At 47.5% G+C, this 25,353-nt stretch carries 18 protein-coding genes; 9 read left to right on the forward strand and 9 right to left on the reverse strand.

Annotated elements, in window-relative coordinates:
- Together aat and trxB are read right to left on the reverse strand one after the other, a co-directional pair.
- Positions 1-717: a leucyl/phenylalanyl-tRNA--protein transferase gene (gene aat, locus VT06_RS04375; RefSeq protein ID WP_046553058.1), complete on the reverse strand. Its 717-nt coding sequence runs from the start codon at positions 715-717 to the stop codon at positions 1-3.
- A gap of 14 nt (positions 718-731) precedes the next feature.
- Positions 732-1,688: a thioredoxin-disulfide reductase gene (gene trxB / locus VT06_RS04380; protein ID WP_046553059.1), complete on the reverse strand. Its 957-nt coding sequence runs from the start codon at positions 1,686-1,688 to the stop codon at positions 732-734.
- Positions 1,689-2,060: 372 nt separating this feature from the next.
- Here trxB and VT06_RS04385 point away from each other — a divergent pair, with 372 nt between their 5' ends.
- On the forward strand, positions 2,061-3,593 hold the full coding sequence (locus tag VT06_RS04385; protein WP_046553060.1) for a S8 family serine peptidase: 1,533 nt from the start codon (positions 2,061-2,063) through the stop codon (positions 3,591-3,593).
- Positions 3,594-3,663: 70 nt separating this feature from the next.
- On the opposite strand, the gene VT06_RS04390 is transcribed toward VT06_RS04385, so the two are convergent.
- Positions 3,664-4,314 (reverse strand): hemolysin III family protein, encoded by a 651-nt coding sequence (locus VT06_RS04390; RefSeq protein ID WP_046553061.1) that lies wholly within the window; start codon positions 4,312-4,314, stop codon positions 3,664-3,666.
- Positions 4,315-4,441: 127 nt separating this feature from the next.
- Between VT06_RS04390 and VT06_RS04395 the strand changes: the two genes are divergently transcribed.
- Entirely contained in the window at positions 4,442-5,689 is a 1,248-nt protein-coding gene (locus VT06_RS04395; protein ID WP_046553062.1) for a glycosyltransferase, read from the forward strand.
- A gap of 13 nt (positions 5,690-5,702) precedes the next feature.
- Here VT06_RS04395 and VT06_RS04400 read toward each other — a convergent pair whose 3' ends face one another.
- Positions 5,703-6,092, reverse strand: coding sequence for a hypothetical protein (locus VT06_RS04400; RefSeq protein ID WP_046553063.1), 390 nt, complete (start codon positions 6,090-6,092; stop codon positions 5,703-5,705).
- A gap of 152 nt (positions 6,093-6,244) precedes the next feature.
- Between VT06_RS04400 and VT06_RS04405 the strand changes: the two genes are divergently transcribed.
- Together VT06_RS04405 and VT06_RS04410 are read left to right on the forward strand one after the other, a co-directional pair.
- A complete protein-coding gene (locus tag VT06_RS04405; RefSeq protein WP_046553064.1) occupies positions 6,245-7,006 on the forward strand; it encodes a Nif3-like dinuclear metal center hexameric protein in 762 nt (253 codons plus the stop codon).
- On the forward strand, positions 7,003-7,827 hold the full coding sequence (locus VT06_RS04410) for a methyltransferase domain-containing protein (protein WP_046553065.1): 825 nt from the start codon (positions 7,003-7,005) through the stop codon (positions 7,825-7,827). The genes VT06_RS04405 and VT06_RS04410 overlap by 4 nt, the downstream gene beginning before the upstream one ends.
- Before the next feature lie 2 nt (positions 7,828-7,829).
- Here VT06_RS04410 and VT06_RS04415 read toward each other — a convergent pair whose 3' ends face one another.
- On the reverse strand, positions 7,830-11,495 hold the full coding sequence (locus VT06_RS04415) for a translocation/assembly module TamB domain-containing protein (protein WP_046553066.1): 3,666 nt from the start codon (positions 11,493-11,495) through the stop codon (positions 7,830-7,832).
- Entirely contained in the window at positions 11,492-13,213 is a 1,722-nt protein-coding gene (locus VT06_RS04420) for an autotransporter assembly complex family protein (RefSeq protein WP_046553067.1), read from the reverse strand. Before VT06_RS04420 ends, VT06_RS04415 begins: the two co-directional genes overlap by 4 nt.
- A 310-nt stretch (positions 13,214-13,523) precedes the next feature.
- Here VT06_RS04420 and VT06_RS04425 point away from each other — a divergent pair, with 310 nt between their 5' ends.
- The 5 genes from VT06_RS04425 (at position 13,524) to VT06_RS04445 (ending at position 21,775) form a co-directional block, all read left to right on the forward strand.
- A complete protein-coding gene (locus tag VT06_RS04425; RefSeq protein ID WP_046553068.1) occupies positions 13,524-14,642 on the forward strand; it encodes a beta-ketoacyl-ACP synthase III in 1,119 nt (372 codons plus the stop codon).
- 281 nt (positions 14,643-14,923) lie between these two features.
- Positions 14,924-16,189: an efflux RND transporter periplasmic adaptor subunit gene (locus VT06_RS04430; protein WP_046553069.1), complete on the forward strand. Its 1,266-nt coding sequence runs from the start codon at positions 14,924-14,926 to the stop codon at positions 16,187-16,189.
- Position 16,190: 1 nt separating this feature from the next.
- A complete protein-coding gene (locus VT06_RS04435; RefSeq protein WP_235357357.1) occupies positions 16,191-19,727 on the forward strand; it encodes an efflux RND transporter permease subunit in 3,537 nt (1,178 codons plus the stop codon).
- A 52-nt stretch (positions 19,728-19,779) separates the two neighbouring features.
- A complete protein-coding gene (locus tag VT06_RS04440; RefSeq protein ID WP_046553070.1) occupies positions 19,780-21,411 on the forward strand; it encodes an L-lactate permease in 1,632 nt (543 codons plus the stop codon).
- A 103-nt stretch (positions 21,412-21,514) separates the two neighbouring features.
- Positions 21,515-21,775, forward strand: a complete 261-nt coding sequence (locus VT06_RS04445) for a DUF2007 domain-containing protein (protein WP_046553071.1) — start codon at positions 21,515-21,517, stop codon at positions 21,773-21,775.
- On the opposite strand, the gene VT06_RS04450 is transcribed toward VT06_RS04445, so the two are convergent.
- The 3 genes from VT06_RS04450 to pabB form a co-directional block, all read right to left on the reverse strand.
- Positions 21,772-23,154: an L-serine ammonia-lyase gene (locus tag VT06_RS04450; protein ID WP_046553072.1), complete on the reverse strand. Its 1,383-nt coding sequence runs from the start codon at positions 23,152-23,154 to the stop codon at positions 21,772-21,774. The genes VT06_RS04445 and VT06_RS04450 overlap by 4 nt on opposite strands.
- Before the next feature lie 111 nt (positions 23,155-23,265).
- Positions 23,266-23,838 carry a CoA pyrophosphatase gene (locus VT06_RS04455; protein ID WP_046553073.1) on the reverse strand — a complete coding sequence of 191 codons (573 nt, stop codon included), beginning with the start codon at positions 23,836-23,838 and terminating at the stop codon, positions 23,266-23,268.
- A complete protein-coding gene (gene pabB / locus VT06_RS04460; protein ID WP_046553074.1) occupies positions 23,828-25,249 on the reverse strand; it encodes an aminodeoxychorismate synthase component I in 1,422 nt (473 codons plus the stop codon). The genes VT06_RS04455 and pabB overlap by 11 nt, the downstream gene beginning before the upstream one ends.
- Positions 25,250-25,353: the final 104 nt, after the last annotated feature.

Raw genomic sequence — 25,353 nt, forward strand, 5'->3', positions numbered from 1 at the left:
TTATTCCCAGTTTACGCTTAGTGCTTGTGGTACCCAGTGCCCCGCCGGACTATTAAGCATAGTCTGTTGCTTTAATAGTGTAAGGTATTGTGCCCTTGGTATGCACTGTGCGCCCAGCTGTTGCAAAAACGGATTGGGTAACTGACAATCTATCCAACCTGGCGCATAGCGCCCCAGATGTTGTTGCAGTGCCAACAGGGCGAATTTAGCTGCATCAGGAATACGGTTAAACATAGACTCACCACAAAATAAACCGCCAACTACTATGCCATATAACCCTCCCACCAGCTGCTTATCCTGCCACACTTCAATGCTATGGGCATGGCCGCAGCGATGCAATTCATTATAGGCTTGTTGCATGGGGGGGAGGATCCAGGTTTCGGGTTGGCCTTTGCGCGGCGAGGCGCAGCCTTGCACTACTTCAGTAAATGCCTGGTTAAGGGTTAGGGTTAGCGCTAAGCGCGGCCATTTTTTTCGAAGAGTACGATTAAACTGTAGGCTGTCAGGGGCAAATACTGCGCGGGTAGCCGGGCTCCACCAGAGTAGTGGGTCGCCGGCACTAAACCAGGGGAATATACCACTTTTATAGGCTAAGCACAGGCGGTCGACAGATAAGTCGCCACCCATTGCCAGTAAACCGTCAGGTTGCAACAGCGCTTGCTCAACGGCGGGAAACCACAGTTGAACAGCATCGAGCTGAGGTAAGTAAATGGCCATGTCAGCCTGGCTAATTATTTAGCCAGGGCATCCAAAAAGCGTTCGGCATCTAACGCCGCCATACAACCGGTGCCGGCTGACGTAATGGCTTGGCGATAAATATGATCAGAGACATCCCCGGCAGCAAATACCCCTTCAATACTGGTTTGAGTCGCATTGCCCTCAGTGCCGCTTATTACTTTTAAATAGCCGCCGTTCATTTCCAGCTGGCCTTTAAAAATATCAGTATTAGGTGAGTGGCCAATGGCAATAAATACGCCTTGCAGAGTAAGTTCTTTAGCCGCTTCACCTTTGGTTGAGCCTAAGCGCACACCATTAACACCCATATCATTACCTAACACTTCTTCCAGTACACAGTGCGTATGCAGCACAATATTGCCGCTGGCAACTTTTGCCATTAAACGGTCAACCAGAATTTTTTCTGCTTTAAAGGTATCACGGCGGTGTATTAAATGTACTTCGCTGGCAATATTCGATAAATACAGCGCTTCTTCTACTGCCGTATTGCCGCCACCAACTACAGCAACTTTTTGATTGCGATAAAAAAATCCATCACAGGTAGCGCATGCTGACACGCCACGGCCACTGTATGCCTGCTCTGACGCTAAGCCTAAATATTTAGCAGAAGCACCGGTACAAATAATTAACGCATCGCAGGTATAGCTGCCATTGTCACCGGTTAAGGTAAAGGGCCGTTGTTGCACGTCTACTGTATGTATATGATCAAAAATAATTTCAGTATTAAACGCTTCGGCGTGTGCCTGCATCCGCTCCATCAAGCCGGGTCCGGTTAAACCGTGGGCATCGCCCGGCCAGTTTTCAACTTCTGTAGTAGTAGTAAGCTGACCACCTTGCTGCATGCCGGTTAGTAGCACCGGGTTTAAATTAGCCCTGGCAGCATAAACTGCGGCGGTATATCCGGCCGGGCCTGAACCCAAAATAAGTAAGCGGCAATGCCTGTTGTTTGACATGAAAAACTCCAAAAAAGACGTAGTGGAAACGCAATGGGGGTGATTCTAAAAGAATGCAACGGTCATAGAAAGATCTGGGGGGTAATTAGTTTTCGCCTAAATGTAAAGATTACAGTGTGAGCGGATTACTCCGATACAGCATAACTAAAATTATTTAGTGATACAGGACCGTTAAAAAGTACCTTAAAATGGCTATTTGTTTCTATAATTTGTTTTAATTTCCTGAATCAGGGTGGCCATGTTTATTTATAATCATTTTGTAAAGGTTTTGTAATTGCTGTTTGGCTTAAATACTGGTTAGTTGCAAGGCGCAGGATGCTACTAATGAAAAAGGACGTCTGATAACAACTATTGAATAACTTAGGTATCACAATGAAAACTACAACCAACCTGTTAGTACTTGGCGTTAGCAGTTGCTTCGCCCTTTCTTTGACGGCTCAGGCCGTTTCTTTAGATCTGATTGACACCAGCGATAATACCGGTCGCTATATTATTAAGTTTAAACCCACCGCTGCAGTAATGAACATGAATAACGGCCAGAATGAGTTTTCTACTCAGCAGGCAGAAACGGTACTGCGGGGTCATCAGGTTGCGGCTATGATGCACCTGGAGTCGGTTAATGCCAGTGTGGCAAAGTTAACTCTACGCCAATTAAAAGCCCTGCAAGCTAACCCGAATGTGCAGTATGTTGAGGAAGATGCTAAACGTTATTTGATGGATGTGATTAGCCCCATGGCGCAAACCACGCCTTATGGTATTAACATGGTACAGGCCAATCAGGTTAGTGATTCCAGCGCCGGTAACATTAAAGTATGCGTTATCGACACGGGCTACACCTCAGGCCATGAAGACTTACAAAGCTCAGGCGTTACCGGTTTTGCCTTTTCAGGTCATGGAAACTGGTTTAGCGATGGCAATGGTCATGGAACGCATGTGGCTGGCACTATGGTGGCGCTCAATAACAATAGCGGCGTAGTCGGGGTTATTGGTTCGGGCCAGGCCGGTGTGCATATTGTTAAAATATTTAACGACTCAGGCAACTGGACTTTTGCTTCAAACCTGGTGCAAGCCATACAGTCGTGTAAAGATGCCGGTGCAAAAGTGGTTAATATGAGCCTGGGCGGCGGTTCATCTAATCAGACAGAAAGCAACGCCATGACTAATTTTTACAATGGTGGCATGTTACTGGTGGCCGCGGCGGGCAATTCTGGTAATACCAGCTTGTCTTATCCCGCCTCATACGATGCGGTAGTATCCGTTGCTGCGGTGGATTCAAACCGTAATCTGGCCAGCTTTTCGCAGCGTAATGCTCAAGTAGAAATTGCCGGGCCGGGGGTTAATGTCAGTTCAACCTGGCGTAACGGTGGTTATAACAGTATTAGCGGTACCTCAATGGCTTCACCGCATGTGGCGGGTGTAGCAGCACTGGTATGGAGTAATCACGCATCCTGTAGTGCGGCCCAAATACGTAATGCGCTAAATGTTACCGCACAAGACCGCGGCGCGGCAGGTCGTGATACCTCTTTTGGTTTTGGCATTGTACAAGCCAAAGCAGCGAATGATTTACTCACCAACAATGGCTGCGACGGCAGTGGCGGCGGTACGCCGGATGGTGGTGCTACCTTCCCCAACTTGTCTGCTGCAACCAACCAGTGGCTTCGTGGCAGTTATCAGATACCAGCGGGTGTAGCGCAACTTACTTTCCAGATTTCTGGTGGTAGTGGCGATGCCGATTTGTATGTGCGCTATGGCAGCGCGCCAAGTACCAGTGCCTATACTTGCCGGCCATATTTAAATGGTAATAATGAAGTGTGTACCATTAATAATCCACAAGCCGGTACCTGGCACGTCGGTATCCGTGCTTACTCAGCCTATAGCGGTGTAACGTTCAGTTATCAGTTCTAACGCTTACAAAATAAACAACCATTATTCGGTTGTTTAACAGGGCTGCATAAGCAGCCCTTTCTTATTTGTTCTAAGCCGGCTGCGGCATAACGTAGTAATACACTGCGAAAAAGTGCAATACACTGCCTGCCAAGACAAATAAATGCCATATCATATGATGTAAATATAAACTGCGCCAAATATAAAACAGCACACCAGCCGAGTAGGACAGGCCACCGGCCAGTAATAGCAACATGGCTGGCGCAGGTACGTTATTTAGCATCGGCTTAATGGCCACAATGACTATCCAGCCTAAGCCAAGGTAAAGCGCCAGTGATAACTTTTTATACTTTAGGCCGGTTGCCAGCTCTAGTACTACGCCAACAATGGCGATTAGCCATACCAAGCCAAACAGGGTTAGCCCCCAGTCGCCGCGTAAGCTTACTAATGTAAACGGCGTATAGGTACCCGCGATTAAAATAAAAATAGCCGCATGATCCAGTTGGCGCAGCCGGTACTTTATTAGCGGGTTGTGAATACTGTGGTAAAGCGCAGAACTACTGTACAGCAAAATAATGCTAGAGCCATACACGATGGCACTGGCCAGCTGCCAGTTATCACCATAATTAAGGCTAAGCTTTAGCATTAATACCAGACCAATTATCCCGAGCACCGCGCCAATAGCATGGCTAAGGGCATGCAGATGTTCTTCTAGGGTCGTGTAGCGGTTTAAACTGGTCATAGGCTAACAGAAGTCCTAATAGCTATTGTTGCTGGGATATTGGCTTATCTTAACAACATGCTCTGGTAAAACCATTGGTATTTACTGAAGGCAAGGTTAAACTGCGACTTTTAACAACGTTACTCTTATGCCAATACTTATTATTTTAGGGTATGTCTGGCCCGAACCTAATTCTTCTGCTGCCGGCAGCCGTATGCTTAGCCTGATTAAGTTGTATCTTAGCCATGGTTGGCAAGTGCAATTCGCCAGCCCGGCCGAATTAAGCCCGCACCGTTATCCGCTGGCAGAACTTGGGGTAACGGAGCAGCACATTAGGTTAAACTGCAGCAGTTTTGATAGTTGGCTGGCTGAACAAAACCCGCAAGCCGTATTGTTTGACCGCTTTATGTTAGAAGAGCAATTCGGCTGGCGGGTAGAGCAGGCGTGTCCAGCTGCTTTGCGAATTCTTGATATGGAAGATTGTCATGCGCTGCGCTGCGCCAGACAAACGTGCTACACACAGCAACAGCCGGTGGATGCGGCGGCGCTAAACTCTGAGCTGGCGCTGAGGGAAATAGCCGCTATTTATCGCTGCGATCTTACCCTGGTTATTTCTGAAGCAGAAATGCAGCTGTTACATCAACATTATGGTGTGCCGGCTGCGTTGTTATGTTATTGCCCATTCTGGTTAGCGTCGCTGCCAACAACCAACACCCTGGCATTTAGTGAACGTCAGCATTTTATGGCGATTGGAAATTTCAGGCATGCGCCAAACTGGCAGGCAGTGCTGTGGCTAAAACAGCAAATATGGCCGGATATTCGAAAACAGCTGCCTCAGGCACAACTGCATATTTATGGTGCTTACCCACCACCGAAGGCAACAGCACTGCACAATGAAAAACAGGGTTTTTTAATCAAAGGGTGGGTAGCTGACAGTGCTGCGGTAATGCAACAGGCCAGAGTGTGTTTGGCACCACTGGCCTTTGGTGCCGGTTTAAAAGGTAAGCTACTGCAAGCGATGTGTCTGGGTACACCCAGTGTTACCACCGATATTGGCGCCGAAGGTATGAGTATTCCCACTGGCTGGAGCGGTATTATTGCAAATAGTAGCCTGGATATTGCCAGTGCTGCGGTGAGCTTATATCAGGATGCAACACGTTGGCAGCAAGCACAGCAGCAGGGGTATCAAATTGTGGCGACGCGATTTGGCCCTGACCAGGCCACGCGGGTATGGCAACAGCTGGAACAGGCCTTGGCCGAAAAAAGTGGTAATCGTCAGGCAAATTTTACCGGGTTAATGTTGCGACATCATGCGTATCGCAGTACCAAGTTTATGGGGCAGTGGATCGAGGCTAAAAGCAAACTGGCGCAGATTGCGCCAGTAATAAGTGATTAACCGCTAATGCTGATTATTTGCGAGCGCCGCGAGGTGGTCGCTGCTTGCTGTTATTAATTTTGTCTGCCCAAAAGGCTGCTGCGGCGCCTGGTGTCGTGTTAGCCGGCTTTGCTGCTTTTGGTTTTTTAGCAACAGGTTTAGCCGCTTTTGGTTCAGTTTTTTTCGCTGACTTGGCCGGTTTTTCGGCTTTACTGGCGGGTTCTGTTTTAGTTGCAGTAGCTTTGGTTTTACCACCTTTACCGTAACTTGCTGTTAAATCAGCTAGCTCAGCCAGCCGCATATTTTTGCCGCCATCTACACTAAACCAGCCTGGTTTTTGCTCCAGTTCGGGTGCTTTACCAAATGTAGCTTGGTAAGCTGCAGTAAAATCGGCGATTACCTGATCTTTATCCAATGTTGTCATGCTATAAGTACCTGTGCCTAAAAATTAATCGTTGCCTGCTATTTATACATCAAAACATAGGCAATAGACAAATCCGCCTGCTTTTTAACAAATTTTAAGTACAATGCGCTAATTATTTTGCACATTACTAAGCCAACGACCCCGGAGTGTTTATGTTACATCGGCAACAATTGGATAGCCTGTTAACCGAGCTACTACAACCTGAGCGTATTCGAGATTATTGCCCCAACGGCCTGCAGGTTGAGGGTAAGCAGCACATTCAGCGCATTGTTACCGGGGTTACTGCCAGCCAGGCCTTGCTCTATGCGGCAATTGAGGCGGGGGCAGACGCTATTTTGGTACACCATGGCTACTTTTGGAAAAATGAAGCTGCCGTAGTCACTGGTATGAAGAAAAAGCGTTTACAGGCGTTGTTAGCCCATGATATCAATTTATTTGCTTATCATCTGCCGCTGGATGTTCACCCGTTGCTTGGCAATAACGCCCAGCTAGGTAAATTATTAAACCTTACGGCGATTACGCCGCTTTCTACCGTGGAGCCATTAGGGGTAGTAATGCAGGGTGAGTTGGCTGAGCCGGTTGCTTTGAATACCCTGGCCGCAACATTGCAGCAGTTACTGGGGCGACAGGTATTGATGCACGATGCCGGCGATAACCACGTTGTTTGTAAACTGGCGTGGTGTACTGGCGGTGGTCAGGGCTATATTGAACAAGCTGCCGCAGCAGGTGCAGACGTATTTATTAGTGGTGAAGTGTCAGAGCAAACCATTCATGTGTCACGTGAGCTGGGAATTCATTTTATTGCCGCTGGCCATCATGCGACCGAGCGCTACGGTATTAAAGCGTTAGGTGAATACCTTAGTACCAATTACCCGCTTCATGTAACGTTTATTGATATTGATAACCCAGCATGAATAAACCAACCGATCGTAGTTTTGACGGTATTGCCGTAAAATTTAAGCATAATATTTATCAAAGTACTAAAGGTGCTATTCGCCAGCAAGTGTTACTGCGCGATTTAATGGCCTTGCCACTGTTACAGTTACCTTGCGAGGTGTTAGATGTTGGTGCCGGTCAGGGTCAGATCAGTTTGGCATTAGCAACCATGGGCCATAAGGTGCATTTAACGGATATTTCTGCTGATATGCTGGCAATGGCCGCTGAGGCGGCGACTGCAGCCGGTTTGCCGATAACCGGCGCCGCCGCGAGGCTCAGTTTCACAAAGATTAGTTTGTCACAGCTTAGTATAGCTCAGTCTGGTGTGGCTGGGTCTGGCGCGACATTGTCGCAGCAATATCCGCTGGTACTTTGCCATGCCATGCTGGAGTGGTTGGCGGAGCCAGAAGTTGCACTGCAGCAACTAAGCCAGCTGGTTGCCGCGGGGGGGGTACTGTCGTTAATGTTTTATAATAAAGATGCTAAACGTTTTAGTAATATTTTGTATGGTAATTTCGATTATGTCGCGGCTGATTTTAAGGTAAAAAAGAAAGTCAGTTTAAGCCCACAAAACCCCATCGAGCCGCAGTGGGTTAACCAGTGGTATCAGCAGGCAGGCTTTACCTTACTGACAAAAACCGGCGTGCGCTGCTTTCACGATTATTTGCGTGAACGCAGTATGCAGCAAAGCCATTTTCAGCAGTTGCTAGCAATGGAGCTGGCGTATAATCAACAAGAGCCGTATGCATCGCTTGGCCGTTACACCCACTTGGTGTTGCAGAAAAACCCGTTAGCGTAGGCTTAATCAAATTCGAAGCGATACAGTAAGTCTACAGCGTTATCTAAACCGGATACTGCCTCTAAATACAAACTTTGCATTAGCCGGTAGCGCAGGGTAAAAACGCCAATAGGCTCAAAAATACCGATACCATATTTTATTTGCAGATCTCGGTTTAAATAACCACTAACGGTTACCTGTGAGCTGTCTCCCGCGCCGGCGGTATCAAGTGTTAAATCACGCACCCCAAAGGCCTCGCCTATTTCACCGACTAAACTGCCACTTGAAGCAATGCTCATGCCAATAAGGCTGGTAGTAACCGCATTGGCGGCGCTACCAGATTCACTGTCCAAATCTCGGCCTACCAGCAAATATGACAATGCATTGGCTTGCGGCATCGCTGGCTCTGAAAAAATAGTAATTTGTGGCCGGTCTGCCGGTCCAATAACCCGGATCCCCGCTACCACACTATCTTCCATATTAGCGGGGTTACGAATAGCTTCAATATTAAGATAGGGCTGATCTGGCGGGCCGCTAAAATTCATTTTGCCTTTGCGGATTAATAAATCCTGGCCGTATGAGCGAAAAGTACCGTCAATCAGCCGGACTTCTCCATTAACGGTTTGCCGGTTTTTCCGTTGTTGAACTTGCAAGCTGCCTCGAAGCAATGTTTGTAAACCAAAAGCGTCTAATGCCACTTTATCACCCAGCATTACCCGGATATTTGCCTCCACCGGGATCGCCATCGCCTGCTGCTCAGCGACAGGCTGGCCTTTAGTATTAAGAATAACCGTGTCGTTCGAGACACCAATGGCATTTTGTGGTAAAGCATCAATGCTAAGCTTGGCACTGGGAATAGTGATATCACCGGTTACTTTGGTTAGCTTAGGGCTGGCCGATATATTGATATCAGGTTTAATGTTTATCCGGCCTTGTGGGATTTGTATTTTTAGCTGATCGCCAACAATCGCCAGGTTGGCCCGCCAGTCGTCCAGTTGTTGCCAGTCTGCCTGGCCTTTTAACGTTAGTTTACCGTCTGCCGTATCGATGTTTCCCTGTAAATCAGCTTGCTCACCCTTAAAATTTAAGCTTAACGCGCCATCATTAATGTCGGTTGGGGCTAATTTACCTTTTACTCGTAGTTGCTGCAGTTGTAATTGTCCAGCCAGTAGTGGGTTTTCCAGGCTGCCCTCGGCGGTAATATCTGCACTTAGTACCCCGGCTAACTCGCTATATTCGTCCAGCAAAGGTTGTAAAAATGCCAGGGTAAAGTCAGTAAGTTGCAAGCTGGCGTTAAATGGCCGTTGCGGTGCGGTAATATCGGCAATGCTTAATGTGCCGGTTAATTGGGCGTGCTCATTTAAGCTTGTTTGCAGATCAGCATTGAGCTGCTGCTCTTTAACCCGGGCACTAAATGTAAAGGTTTGCCATTGTAATGAAATGGGCGGCGCAGTTTGCCGAGTTACGGCGCCGGCATTGCTTTTAATGTCGAGCACTATAAACGGGCTTTGACCTTGCTGCCACAAGACATTAGCGCTGGCATGTAATTCGCCTGTTAAGTTGGTGCCAAGCGGCATAAACGCATCCAGACTAGCCAGATTTAATTGTTGTAATTCAAGCTGAGCGGCAATTTTTTCGGGACTTAAGCTGGCGTTATCTGTTAAACACAATGAGCTGATGCTATGTGTCCAGCAATGCTGGCTTAACGTTAGTAGCTGTGTCTTGGGTAAGTACACTACGTCTACGGCTTGTTGTAATTGCCAGCTACCTAACGGGCTGCCAATATCTGCACTACTTAATTGGCCTTGCCAGCGGTGACGCTGAGTTAATTTCCCGTTAAGCTGCAGCGTTATATCCGACAGCGTCGATTGTAATTCCAGGTTAAGCGAATGTTGGTTTTCGCTGCCAGAGCCAGAAACGGTTAACTGCTCTAATTGATACTCCTGCCAACGGCCATTGTTGGCACTAAGCGCAATATTAGCCTGTATTACGTCGCTTAACTGCAAAGTAGCATCAAGCGTTAATGCTGCCAGGCGGCTGTCGGCATAACGTAAATCAGTGGCGCTGAGTGTTGCTTTAATATCCGGTTGCTGCTGCTCGCCACGAATAGTGATATCAGCATTGATAACACCACTTGCATCTGGCACGCTGCTAGCCAAATCAGCAATGGCGACTTTAGCATCTAATTGCCACTGCTTGGCCAGTGAGCCGCTGACACTAATCTGGTTGTTTCCGTGTTGTAGCAGCAATTGCTTACTGTTGAATTGATATGTGCCGGATGGCTGAGCAAAGCTCGCGCTAACATCGCCGCTGATATTAACCTTTTCGTCCCGCAAACTACCCGTTATGGCTAGCTCAGTTAATGCGGTTTGCCAACTGCCATCCTTGCCCAATGTGCCTTGGTTGCTTAGCTTGCCATTTAATTCACCGCTAAATTCGTTGTTAAGCTCAGGCCAGAATAACCCCGGCTGAATAGTGTTTAGAGTAAGCGTTGTTTGCCAGTTTATTGGCATGGCAAGCGTAGCGTTACCATTGCCAGTAAAACTGCCGCCAAGTGTGTCAGCGATATAACTATTCAGTATTAAGGTCGATTCGGCCAGTTGGTACTGGCCTTTTGCGCGTAAATTAATCAGTGGCAATTTGCTGCTAGCAATACCGCCGTCAAGCTCAAATGTCAGCTGCTGCAAATTGCCGCTGGCCGAGAGTGCACCGGCGCTTATTTGCAAGGGGGCGTTAAGATCAGGCATTGGCCAGGTTACTGGCTGATAGTTAAGTGTAACCGAAAGTGGTAAATCAGCTGCAAGCAGCTCGAAATTACCATCCAGAGTAGCATTCAACAAACCTTGAGCTCGGGCGGTGAGGGCTAAATTAGCTAAGCTACCACTGAGGCTGATATTAAGTTGTTGCTCAGTAAACGGCGGTGGTATAAACACAGTGCTAATTCGGGCACGCAGCGGATAATTATCTTGCATGGTCAGTTCGGCTGTAGCGCTAATGTTGGCTAACGGGTGGCTGGCCTGAAAATCCAGTAAGCGGATCTGCTGACCGCGGGCTTGTAAGCTAAAATTGATCTCCGGTAACGGCGTTTGCGTAGCTTGCTGAACAATACTTGCTTCTGTCAGAGTAAAGCCATTTATAAAAACGGAGATGGGCAGGGTAATGTTTGGCAGCACCGGCGGCTGATAACGAAAGGGTTCTGTTGATATGGGTTCGCTTACCGCCAGCTCAATTTGTAGTTGTTGTAACTGGCTGTCGTTAAGCTGTAGCTGACGACCCCACGCGTCTATTGCAGTAGTGAAACGCTTAAAGTGCAGTGTATTTTGAGCAAGCTGTACGGTGGTATCGCTAAGCGTTAATGCGGATACACACACTTTAAGCTGAAAAAAGCAGCTGTTATTGATATCGAGTTCAAGCTGCCCCAGTTGTAATGTATTCGCTTCATCTTGCCAGCTAACATTACTAAGCTGCATGCCACCGAGCACACTGCCGCTGTGCTGGCCGACCGAGAGTTCTGGTACATATTTTTGGCCCAGCCAAAGGCTAAAGGTTAAACCCGGGCTGCTGTAAAGCCACACCACCAGCAATAACATGATTAATAGTAGCGGCAGTACTAGGGCCCAGTTCAGCCATTTTAAGATTTTTTTAAGCAGGCTTTTTTTATTAGGTTGTGCGGATAACGCTTGACTCATAGCTCTGGCCCCAGCGAAAAGTGAATTTGGAAAGCTTTGCCTTCACCATTATCCAGACCATAGCCAACATCAAGCCTAACAGGGCCAACCGGTGAGGCCCAGCGCACGCCCAAACCAATACCCCGCTTAAACTCCGGACTGTCATTCCAGGCGCTGCCGTAGTCAAAAAAGCTGGCCAACCACCAGTTACCACGTACCCGGTATTGATACTCCACCGAAGCAGTTGCCATATAACGACCACCCACAAATTCGGTGTTCTCGTCTTGTATTGGTAGAGATTCGTAATCATAACCACGCAGGTTATTGTCGCCCCCCGCAAAAAAGCGCAGCGACAGTGGCAAATCCTTCAAGGCTGCACCAACTACCGCGCCTGCATCAAGCCGGGTAACAACACGATGATTCTGCTGATAACTGCCAATCCAACCGGCACGACCTCGCAACCTGACAAAATTTAAATCTGAGCCCCAGTTTTTGTCTGACACTTCTACAGACACTAATAACCTGTCTGCTGAACGTGGCATGTAGCCGGCAGACTGGCGCAGACGATTATAACTAAGGCCAGGCATCAGAATATTGCTGGTATTGCGTTGCTCAAATTCAGTTGCTTCTTCGTATAACCAGCGTATCGACGCCATGCGATACCATTCACTGGGTAGCAGCCAATGCCGTTCGGCCGCCAGATTAGACATTTTTGAGCGTATATTATCTTGCTGCGTAAAGTCCTTTAAACCAAAACCATACTGAAACTGATAAAAGTCGGTAGCCGCGTCTTGCAGCGGCATTTTGTAACTGCCTTCAATGGTTTGTTCTGCGGTGGATACTGTTGTTTTAACATTCAGGCTGTGGCCGCGATCATTAAGCCATGGTTTTAACCAGTTTACTTTTAAGCGTGGCCCTACTTCATCGGAGTAACCAATACCGGTTTCGACACTGTTGCGCAAGCGGGGCTCTAATTTAACGACAATTGGCAGGGTAAAATCAGCAATGTTTTCAGTATCGCCCGCTATTGAAATAGACGAGAACCAGTTGGTGTTGGCCAGAGCTTGATTAAACTCGCCCAGTTCACTGGCTAAATAAGGGGTATTGGGCTGAAAAGGTACCAGCGACTGCAGCCATTCATCACGGATCTGCTGGCCACTGAACAGCACTTCACCAAATTGATAGCGGTTGCCGCTGGCAAAGTGCAAATGAATATTGGCCTGGTAACGTTCGGGTATAATTTCTAATCGACTAAGGCTAAAATCGGCATCAAAATACCCCTTTCGCAGCGCCAGACTGCGCAACTCGTTTTTTAAGGTATCATATTTGCCATGATGGATAATATCGCCGACCTTAGGCGCATTTCGTTCCATTAGTTGTAAAAACTGACTATCTGTTGCGGCATCGCCAATGAGCTGGATATCAGTGATATTAATGCGGGTTGGTTCGCCTGCCATTACTGTAACGTGTAAAGTACTACGATTTTTCCCAGCTATTAACTCAAATTCGACTTCACTGTGATAATAGCCTAAAGCTTGTAATGCTGTTTCAATATCTTGCTGAAGACGGGCTTGAAAACGCAGTGAGCCTGAAATGTCTGCAGCGCTATATTGTTCAATAAAAATACTGACATTTTTTTCCAGTTCGCCATCAAGTCCTTTTAAACGCAGGCTGGTGTTGGCTGCAACACTAAAGCTGCTAAGGAGTAAAATACTGAGTAAGTTTCGAAATAGTGACATGTGGCTGGTGTGGTTTCCTGTTGGCAATATATAAATTTATTGAACGATTGCTGTTATATTATGACGTACAACAAACCGCAGTGTATAGCAGCTTTACTGGATCCTAGCTTAACGAGGCTCAGATGCAACTCAGTTTGTTGTATGGCAAACGCACTTGTTAACAGATAAATGTAATGCACTAAACGCAAAGCGTATTTTTCGTTATACTAAGCCCCAGACAAAGCCGAAGATGGCAAGACCTGTTAGTAAGCAGACCATGTCATACTACAAGCTGATAATAAGATCGTCGTGACCGCAAAGGTGTAATGTAATGCAAAATATTGTAATTAGTGGTTCAGGGTTATTTACGCCCAGCGCAACCATCAGCAACGAAGAGTTGGTAGCCAGCTTTAATCAATATGTCGATTTGTTTAATCAGCACAATGCCGAGCAAATCAGCGCTGGCCAATGCGACGCGCTAGAATACTCCAGCTGCGAATTTATTGAAAAAGCCTCAGGTATTAAATCTCGCCACGTTTTGTATAAAGAGGGCATTCTTGATCCGGCTATTATGCACCCGGTGTTTGAGAAACGTGACGAAGCAACTCCGCCGGAAATGGTTGAAATGGCGCTTGTTGCCGCAAAAGAAGCGATGGAGCAGGCTAACAAAACGGCGGCAGACATTGATTTAATTATTTGCGCTGCCTCAAATATACAGCGCCCATATCCGGCATTATCGATTGAACTACAACAGTTACTGGGTGTTACTGGCTATGCCTTTGACATGAATGTTGCCTGCTCATCGGCCACTTTTGCTATTAGCAATGCTGTCAATGCCATTCGGGGCGGTACTGCAAGAGTGGTGTTGGTGGTAAACCCTGAATTTGCGTCACCTCAGGTTGATTATAAAAACCGGGACAGTCACTTTATTTTTGGCGATGTCTGTACTGCAACTATTATTGAAGCACAGAGCAGTTGCAACGCCGATAATGCGTTTAAAATTTTGGGCATGCGCCTTAAAACCAGTTTTTCTAATAACATTCGCTGTGATATTGGTTATACCGAACATTGTTTTGCAGAGACCGATCCTAAAGTTGCGTTTTTTAAGCAGCAGGGTCGCAAGGTATTCAAAGAGTTGTTACCGATTGTGGCTGAGGTGATTCAAGCTGAGATGGCGGCACTTGATATAAGCCCTGATCAGTTAAAACGCTTGTGGCTGCATCAGGCCAATATAAATATGAATGTTTTCGCGGCGAAAAAAATTCTGGGCCGAGATCCGTTACCTGAAGAAGCTCCCCTGGTGCTGGATAGTTATGCAAATACGGCGTCAGCCGGTTCTATTATTGCCTTTCATAAACACAAAACCGGTCTTAACGCTGGCGACAAAGCGGTACTTTGCTCATTTGGTGCCGGTTATTCGGTAGGGTGTCTGCTGCTGGAACGTTGTTAAATCAGCGTTTACCGTCCGCTGTTTGTAACAAAATATTACACTGTGTCTTGGTATATCACGGTGCCTATTTGTTAGAAAAATAAAAGCAGGGGCGCATTACAACATGACAACGCTTGATGGCTATGGCCTGGAGCTGAGTAAGCTGTTTTTCTTATGGCGGTTAATCGGGTTAACAGGCTAAAGTAGTAGCTTAATCGAGATACAAAGATTAACAGTCGTGATAATACAATGGCAGCTGCAGTCATTAAGATATGGATAGTTTATTTACAGGTGGATAAGTCATGTCGTCTTTTTTTGTAAGAGTAATACTACCCGTACTGGTTGTCGTGGTAGCCATTGTTGCTGCCGTAGGCTTAGCTAAGTTACGCCAGCCGCCAGAGAAGAATGAAGAGAGCAGGCCTGCTATCTTGGTTAATGTGGCACAGATTGTCCCCGACAACGTCATTTACAAGATCACCTCACAAGGCATGGTTACGCCAAAATTGGAAACCAGCCTGATTTCAGAAGTGAACGGTCGAATTGAGATGGTGGCGGAACAATTTGTGGCGGGTGGTTTTTTTCGTCAGGGCGACTTATTAATTAAAGTTGAGCAAAGTGACTATTTAACCAATGTTAAAGCGGCTCAGGCGTCATTTGCCAATACGCAGGCAATGTTGGCCGAAGAAAAAGCCCGGGTAAAAGTGGCAGAAGAAGAATGGCGTTCCTTTACTGATGGTAGTGCGCCGGCGCTCGGTTTACGGCAACCGCAATTAGCCAGTGCTTTAGCCAATGTGCAGTCGGCAGAAGCCGAGCTGGAGCGAGCAAGACGTGACTTAGCTCGTACTGAAATTCGTGCACCTTATGATGGCATGGTGCGCAGTCGGGCTGCTAACCTGGGCCAATTTATTAGCCGTGGCACGGTGCTTGGTTCTGTGGTTGGTACTGAAGTGGCTGAAATTCGCCTGCCATTAACCGACACCGATATGGCGTTTTTAACCCTGTCAGATCAGGTTGGTGCAGCAAAAACGCAGCGTAATCAGGTAACTCTAAGTAGTTCTGTAGCCGGGCAGCAATTATCCTGGCCCGCTACCCTGGTCAGAACTGAGGGCATACTGGATCAACGCAGCCGGGTAATTTATGCGGTTGCTGAAGTGCTGGACCCTTACCAGCGTAATAACCCCGGGCAGCAAAACCAGCCTCAAGCCAGCACGTCGCAGCAGGTGTTGAATTTTGGCCGTTTTGTCGCAGCGAGTATCGTTGGTACCCAGGCAGAACAGGTGGTAAAAATTTCCCGGCATTTACTGCTGCCGGCTAATCAGGTTTTGGTGGTAAGTAACGATAATACATTGCAGTTTCGTCAGGTAACGGTAGACCGGGCTACTGCCGAATTTGCTTATATTGAAACTGGTTTAGAGGCAACTGACCAACTGGTGTTATCGGCAATATCCAACCCATTAGCCGGCACAGTAGTGCGCGTTGCTGGTGCGGTAACTGAAGCTGAACAGCCAGAAACACCATTGGCGGATGCCGCTGCATCGCTGCCTGCTGAAAAAGTAGAGGCGCAATAATATGGACACTAACAAAGGTATTATTGCCTGGTTTGCCCGCAATAGCGTTGCAGCCAACTTATTAATGGCCATTATATTGGTGGCTGGTATTGCCTCGGCATTAACCATCAAAAAGCAGGCTTTTCCGGAAATTGAACTGGAAATAGTCAATATTCGGGTAGCGTATCTGGGCGCAGCACCACAAGAGGTGGAAACCGGCGTTGTTGATAAAATTGAAGAGAGTTTACGTGGTGTTAATGGCATAAAGCGCGTGCGTTCAACCGCCGTTGAAGGCTTAGCCAATATTCGGGTTGAAGTTGACTCAAATTACGATGTGCAAAGTGTCATGGATGAAATAAAAACCCAGGTGGGGTCTATTTCATCGTTGCCCGAGCAAACAGAAAGGCCGGTAGTTTACCGCGTTAGATTTCAAAGCAATGTGATGTGGTTATCGCTCTATGGCGATGCTCCTGAGCGCACCTTAAAAGAGCTGGCAAAAGACATTCGGGATGAAATAAAAAAGCAGCCTGGTGTTAGTAAAGTAGAAGTGGTGGCGGCCCGAGATTATGAAGTGTCGGTAGAAGTACCTGAGCTTAAATTAAAAGAATATGGCTTAACCTTAGATCAGGTGGTGGCGGCGATTCGGGCCAGTTCAGTTGATTTACCCGGTGGTGCTATCCGCTCTGAAAGTGGCAATATTTTACTGCGTACCAAAGGTCAGGCTTATAATCAGGCTGATTTTGACAATATTGTATTACTAAAATTTGCCGATGGTAGCCGCTTAACGCTGGGTGAAATTGCTAACGTCAATGATGGTTTTATTGAACGCAGTCGCTTGGCCACCTTTAATGGTAAAAACAGTGTTTCTATTAAAATTGATGCGGTAGGCGAAGACGATACGCTGCAAATTGCCGACACCGTGAAGCAATATGTTAAGGATAAGAAAGCCAGCTTGCCACCGAGTGTGCAATTAGATTATTGGGGCGATTCCAGCTATTACTTGCAAGGCCGGCTGGATTTAATGACGGGTAACTTATTTTATGGCGTTATTTTGGTGTTGCTGGCGTTAACACTTTTTTTAGAATTTCGGGTCGCCTTTTGGGTTATGGTGGGTATTCCGGTGTGTTTTTTGGGCGCGTTAGCGATGCTGCCACTGCCGATGTTTGATGTCTCCATTAATATGATCAGTTTATTTGGTTTTATTTTGGTGCTGGGGATAGTGGTCGACGATGCCATTATTATTGGTGAAAGTGCCTACACAGAAATAGAGAAACACGGCAAATCGACCAATGCGGTTATTGCTGGGGCGCAAAAAGTAGCCATGCCTGCTACCTTTGGGGTGTTAACCACCATCGCTGCCTTCGTGCCGATGTTGATGGTCGGTGGTGGCCAGTCTGCTATTTGGGAGTCTATCGCCTGGGTAGTAGTGTTATGTCTGGTATTTTCGATTATCGAATCCAAGCTCATTTTACCGGCGCATATTGCTAATATGGACACTAAACCCTGGAACCCGGATAAAGGGGGTATTTACGCGCTCGGTCGTTTTGGCAGTAATACGTTAAAACGGATACGCCAGGCGGTATCCCGGGTGTTGTTTCGCTTTATTCATAATAGTTACAAGCCTTTTATTGAGCGTTGTATTCGTTTGCGTTATTTAACCATGGCCAGCTTTTTTGCTATGTTAATTATAATGATCGGTGTGTTGCAGGGTGGATTTGTCCGTTGGGTGTTTTTTCCGGATATTCCTAGTGACTTTATTCAAGCTAACGTGCAAATGGAAGAAGGATCTTCAAACGAAGCCACCGTATTAGCTATGCAGGAAATTGAACGTGCCTTACTGCGCACCAACAGCGAGCTTGGCCGGGAATTTAACGAAGATGTTATTAAACATCGTCTGGTGTTTTTAAACAGTGATACCGCAGGCCAGTTGGTAGTCGAGTTAGAAAAGAGTGAGACCCGCGAAATAGATGGTTTTGAAATTGCAAGGCGCTGGCGTGAGCAGGTACCAGAAATTCCTGGGCTTAAATCCTTTAAAATTAACAGCTCTACCATGGGCGGCGGTGGCGCTGATATCGCCTTGCAACTTCGTGGTAGCAACCTACAGAACCTGCAATTAGCTACCGAAGAACTAAAAAGCCGCTTAGCCGAGTATGCTGGCGTGTTTGACATTGAAGATAATTTACTGGGCGGTAACGATGAAATTGTACTGGCGTTAAAGCCCGAAGCGGAATTGCTGGGCATTAGTCTGGCCGATTTAGCACGACAGGTGCGTTACGGTTTTTATGGCGCAGAAGCACAACGGCTGCAACGAAATGGCGAAGAAATTAAAGTAATGGTGCGTTATCCAAGTGAGGAGCGCCGGTCTATTGGTGATTTGGAAAATATGCGCATTCGCACCGCAGATGGTGGCGAAGTGCCGTTTTCACGGGTAGCAAGTTACATTATGCAGCCCAGTTTCAGTGCTATTACAAGGGTAAATGGCGAGCGGGCGGTTACTATTACTGCTGCGGCTGATAAAACCCAGATTGAACCAGGTGTAGTGGTGCGTGAAATTAAAGATAAGGTGATTAAAGAACTGGAACAAAAATATCTGGGGGTAACCGGCTCATTAGACGGCGCCAGTCAGGATGAAATTGATGCCCAGGTTGATTTAATGAAAGCAGCCGCGCTGGCGCTGTTTGCGATTTACGCCTTAATGGCTATTCCGCTTAAATCATATAGTCAGCCGCTGATTATCATGAGCGTCATTCCCTTTGGCCTAATTGGTGCCTTAATTGGCCACATGCTGCTGGGCCTTAGTTTAAGTATTATGTCGATTTTTGGCTTGGTGGCGTTGGCTGGGGTGGTGGTAAATGATAGCTTGATCATGGTGGACTTCGTTAACCGCGCCAGGGAGCGGGGCGTTGCGGTGCGCCAAGCCGTGGTAGAGGCCGGCACTCAGCGTTTTCGGGCGATATTGCTTACCTCGCTTACCACCTTTGTCGGTTTGGCCCCCATAGTGCTGGAGCGCAGTTTACAGGCAAAAATTGTGGTACCGATGGCGGTGTCTTTAGCCTTTGGTATTTTATTTGCTACGGTAATAACGTTGATACTGATACCGGCGTTGTACGTTATTCTCGAAGACATTAAAAAGACTGTACCACAAGCTTTTAATAGCTTTGGTCGGGCCATTCGCAGTTATGCCCTATTTGATCAGGCGGATAGCCGGCGTGAGTTCTGGCAGTTTTTCTGGGTACATATCGCCGTGCTGTTTGTGTTGATCATTGTTGACGTTATTGTATCTGGTTCAGGTTTACTACCTAAGTGGGTTATCAGCCTGAGCTATTTAATCGCCATGACGTTGCCGATTGCGGCAGCAATGTGTCGCCGGTTAAACGATTTACAGTACAGCCGTTGGTGGGCATTGCTGCTGCTAATTCCGCTGCTGGGTTTAGTGGCGTTATTAGTGATGTCGTTATTTGCCGGAAAAAGTGCCACCATTGATAACGATCCTGCTAATAGCGACGCTGCTGAGCAAACTGATACAGCGCCCCTGGCAATGGGCCGGGGTAGCTATTAATCAGGAAGCGATAAAACACAAAGTACCAGGCTGGAGGCGGTAATCTGAATACATGACTTCACTGCAATGGATAACAGCGACCATGCCGCTGTTAAGTGTTTTTATTTTACTGGTGTTGTTGCGCATGCCCGCTAGCCGGGCAATGCCACTGAGTTTGCTTATTTGTGCATTGCTTGCCTATCTGGTGTGGCAAATGCCCGTAGTGCAGCTGGCTGCTGCCGTTGCTGAAGGGCTGGTAATTGCCAGCACCATTTTATGGATCGTGTTTGGCGCTATTTTATTACTTAACGTGTTAAAACAGACTGGCGCTATCGATGTTATTAAAACCGGCTTTGGCGCCATATCTCCTGACAAGCGGGTACAGCTAATTATTATAGCCTGGTTATTTGGCAGCTTTTTAGAAGGGGCTGCCGGCTTTGGTACCCCGGCTGCTATTGCGGCGCCTTTGTTGGTGGCGCTGGGCTTTAGCCCAATTTCTGCAGTGGTGCTGGCCCTGGTTGCCGATTCCAGTGCGGTGTCTTTTGGGGCGGTTGGCACACCGGTGCTGGTCGGTATTGCCCAGGGTGTGCCAGGTATAGATCATGACGCTGTACTGCAAGTTGCCTTAACAGCGATCAGTATCGATATCGCTGTTGCTTCTTGGTTACCACTGATAATGGTTGTAATGCTAACCCGTTTTTTTAGCATGCAGCGTAGTTGGCGCGATGGCCTGGCCATTGCGCCCTTTGCCCTGTTAAGTGGTTTAGCTTTTACCGTGCCAGCGTATTTGGTTGCGCTATTGCTGGGGCCTGAATTTCCGTCGATACTTGGCGCGCTTACCGGTTTAGCCCTTATTTGCACCGCCGCCCGTTACAAGATATTGCTGCCTGCTAGGCCATGGTTGTTTAATAGTTACGGCGTCGACCAGGAGGCTTTGCAGTCGCAGTCAGGGGCAAGCCCGGCTAAATCAGCTATGTTACTGCCAGCGACTATGTCACTGGCCCGCGCCTGGTTACCATACGTATTGGTAGCAGTGTTGCTGGTGCTCAGCCGGATCCCGAGCTTACCAATTAAGCAATATTTGCAGCAACTGGCATGGCAATGGCCGGTTATTTTTGGCACTGAGCTTAGTGTCTCGGTAAGCCCGTTATATTTACCTGGTACGCTGTTCGTGTTGGTAGCTATTGTCAGTTGTTTTTTGCTGCGCGGGTCAACTACCATGTTAATGGCATCCTGCAGGCACAGTGGCCAGATGCTGTTGCCATCAGTAATCGCCTTGGCAGGTGCGGTGCCGATGGTACGAATTTTTCTACAGTCTGATATTAATAGCGCCGGGCTGCCGGCGATGCCGTTAGCGCTAGCAACCGAGGCGGCGTACTATCTAGCTGATAGTTGGCTGTGGATTGCGCCCTTTGTTGGCGCATTGGGCTCTTTTATTGCGGGCTCAGCTACCTTTTCAAATTTAATGTTTGGCAGCTTTCAGCAAGCTATGGCGGTAGAGGCGGCTGTGCCATTAAAGTTGGTGCTTGCCTTACAAATGTTGGGTGCTAATGCCGGAAATATGATTTGTGTTGTTAATGTGGTGGCTGCTGCCAGTGTGGTGAATTTACAAGGACGAGAAGGTGATATTATTCGATATACATTATTCCCCATGCTATTTTATTGTGTTGCTGCCAGCTTGATCGCTTGGCTTCTGTTTACTTAACCCTGCTTTTATTTATTGCAGTGATTGGCTGAAAAACTAAAAGCAGTTATGTTAAACGTTGCCAGGATGTTTTGCGGCCAGTTGTGCAGAATGTAAGGATTTTATGAAAATTATTTTTAAGGCTAACGATATATTAGAGGCACATATTGTTGCCGGTATGCTGCAGTCATATGGTATTGCCACGCATGTTGGCGGTCACTATTTACAAGGTGCGGTGGGTGATTTAGCCCCAATGGGTATTGCCAATATTTTTGTACAGGATGATCAGGTTGAAGAAGCGGAGCTGCTGGTTGCAGAATATCAAAATGATAGCGCAAGCAGTAACGAATGGGATGATCCGTTACTGCTGCCCGATAGCCGTTAACACTCGATAATATTTACTGCCAGACCACCGCGAGAGGTTTCTTTATATTTGGTTTGCATATCGCGGCCGGTATCCCACATGGTTTTAATCACTTTATCCAGTGATACTTTTTGATCGCCACAGCCACGCAGCGCCAGCCGTGAGGCGTTAATTGCTTTAATCGCGCCCATGGCATTGCGTTCAATACACGGCACCTGAACCAAGCCGCCTACCGGATCGCAGGTTAAGCCAAGGTTATGTTCCATGCCAATTTCAGCAGCATTTTCAGCATGCAGCGGCGTGCCGCCCTGAATTTCGGTTAGCGCAGCCGCCGCCATTGAGCAGGCCACGCCTACTTCGCCCTGACAGCCGACTTCAGCACCTGAAATTGAGGCGTTTTTCTTATATAAAATACCAATAGCCGCAGCGGTAAGCAGGTAGCGGGTAGCGATTTCCGGGCTAACGGGCTGAATAAATTTATCAAAATACATAAGTACTGCCGGAATAATACCGGCGGCGCCATTCGTTGGAGCAGTAACCACTCGGCCACCAGCCGCATTTTCTTCATTAACTGCCAGCGCAAACAGGTTTACCCAGTCCATTACCTGCAGTGGATCATTACTTTTCTCGGTAATTAAGCGTTTATACAGCGCCGGTGCTCGACGTTTTACTTTTAAGCCCCCGGGTAAAATACCCTCAGTTTTTATACCGCGGTCGATACACGCGCGCATGGTAAGCCAGATATTATTCAGTTCACTTTCAATTTGCGCTGGGCTGCGCAGTACCTTTTCGTTTTCCAGCATTAGGCTGGAAATCGACAAGCCATTTTCTTTACACAGCGCCAATAACTCGGCGCCGGATTCATATGGAAAGGGTGGCGGGTTATCGTTAGCAAATTGGCTAGCCGCTTCTTTTTCTTTAGCAAAGTCGTCGGCTTTCACAATAAAACCGCCGCCTATGGAAAAGTATATTTCGCGAAGTAACTCTTGTTTTTCGCTGTCAAAAGCCACCAGTTCCATACCATTCGAGTGTTCTTTTAAGGTTTTTCGCCGGTGAAAGACAATAGCGCCTTCCCGTGGGAATTTGACACTCTGGCTTTGTGCCAGCTGCAGTTGCTGGCTGTCATGAACTTGTTTAAGCAAGCCGTTAACCGTATCCGGGTCGATGGTTTCGGGCAAATAGCCAGAAAGGCCAAGAATAACCGCTTTACCGGTACCATGGCCGACGCCGGTTTGTCCCAGAGAACCATAAAGCTCTACTTTAATGCAGGCAACCTTACTCAGTACCTCTGCTTCAATAAGGTTATCGGTAAATTTTTTCGCGGCGCGCATGGGGCCTACCGTATGCGAACTAGACGGGCCGATGCCAATACTAAACATGTCAAAAGCGCTGATAATCATAATGGGTATCTATTCGTTTATTTTATGAAATTAAAGCTATTGTAACGGAAGCGCGCCACTACTGTAAGCGGGTTATATTGAGGTATTAGATGCTGTAAGTTAAAGTTTACATTAACGTAATTGTAAACAAAGCTGATGCATAATAGCGGCGGTAGCACCCCAAATAAACTTATCCTGATACGGCATGGCATGCAGCTGTTGCACTTTACCGCGCAGTGACAAGCTAAATTGATACCGGTTTTGCTGTGCTAAAAAATGGCTTAAGGGTACTTCAAACACACCGGCAACTTCTGTGGCTTGTAATATCCAGCTTGGCTGTGGTTTTAGCAAGCCAACCCACGGCACAATGGTAAAACCGGTAGTAGTCGGCTGCAGCGGTAAGCGCCCGAGTACTAATACAGCAGTTGGCGCCAGCCCAATCTCTTCTTGTGCTTCACGCAGTGCCGCCTGGCTGCTGTGTTCACCCGGCTCTATCCGCCCGCCCGGAAAACTGATCTGCCCGGGGTGGTGGCGCAAGTGCAGCGCCCGTTGGGTAAATAATACCTTAAGCTCATGGCCATAATCAATTATCGGCACTAATACGGCGGCTTGCTGGCTGTCGTTGCCAATGGGGCTGATATTGCCGTTTTTAGTGATGCTATTGCAGGTTAAAACAAAACGGCTACAAAATTGCTCATATAGCATCGATGTTATCTCGTGCTTGCTGCTGTTGTTTTATTTGCGGCAACATTTGCGGCATTAACCGTAACAGCACCGGCAAAATTTTATTCACTTTATCTAGTGTTTCCTGATATTCGCTATTCACTTCAGAGTCGGCCACGATACCGCCGCCGGCCCAGCAATACAGTGTATTCTTGCTACATACCAAGGTACGGATGGCAATATTAGTGTCCATGTCACCATTGTTATTAATGTAGCCAATGGCACCGCAATACACCGAACGCCGGTGTGGCTCCAGCTGTTCGATAATCTGCATCGCCGCCACCTTGGGCGCACCGGTAATAGAGCCGCCCGGAAAGGCGCCACGCAGTAAATCAGCGGCGTGGTATTCTGGTGCCAGAGTGCCGGTAACCGTGCTGACTAAATGGTGCACTGCCGGAAAGCTCTCTATGGCGAAGAGTTGAGGCACGGCTACGCTGCCGATACGGCAAACTTTGCCTAAGTCGTTGCGCAGTAAATCGACAATCATCACATTTTCTGCCCGATCTTTTTCGGCCTGCTGCAACTGTTCGGCGGCTTGCTTATCCAGTTCCGGGTTGCTGTGGCGGGGCCGGGTGCCTTTAATTGGTTTGGTTTCCACCTGCCGGTTTTTTAATTGCAAAAAACGCTCAGGCGAAATGCTAATCACTGCGCCATGTTCCAGCCGGATAAACGCTGAAAAAGGCGCGGCATTGGCTTGGCGTAGCGTTAAATAAGCTTGCCACTCGTCGCCCTGATACGTGGCGCTAAAACGCTGCGCCAGGTTAATTTGATAACAATTACCGTTTAATAAATGCTGCTGAATTTGCTCAAAACGCTCAGTGTATTGCTGCTGGCTCATATTTGCTTGCCAGCCACTGGTAAGCTGAAATGGCGGGCGGGTTATACTTTTTAAAAAGTGATGTTGTATTTGCTGCCAGCGTGCTAGCGCATTGCCGTTATAATCAACACACCAGAGTTGCTGCAATTGTTTATCCAGCACCAGTGCAAAGCTGTAAAGGCCAATTGCCATATCGGGTAGCTGAATATCGTGCTGACTGAGCGAGGGCAGCTGCTCGAGGTAGCGGCCGAGATCATAGCCAAAATAGCCGAGGGCGCCGCCACTAAAGGGCAATTCACTGGTTACTGCGCTAGGAAAATAGCGTTTAAGGGCGCCATCTAATACTGTAAAAGGGTCCTCTGTATAATCATGTTTGCCATGGTCATCCTGCAAAGTTGAGACCCCGGCTTTGGCCGTTAAGGTTGCCAGCGGTTGCATTACCATAATGTGGTAACGGCTATTCGGATGATTATCCGCAGCAGAGTCGAGCAACATGGCCCAAGGCTGGTGGGCAACATAGCCGAATAACTCGGCCAAATCCTTTGGCGCGGGCTGTGGAATTAAATACTGCTGCATAGAAGGGCTAGCCGCTGTTTTGTATGCGCGCTATTATACCAGCAGAGTACCCAATAGTTAATGGTTTAGCCAGTCTCGACATTGGCCAGTTTTGACACTAAAGG

This window comes from Arsukibacterium sp. MJ3, assembly GCF_000987765.1.
In the GTDB taxonomy this organism is placed as follows: domain Bacteria; phylum Pseudomonadota; class Gammaproteobacteria; order Enterobacterales; family Alteromonadaceae; genus Alishewanella.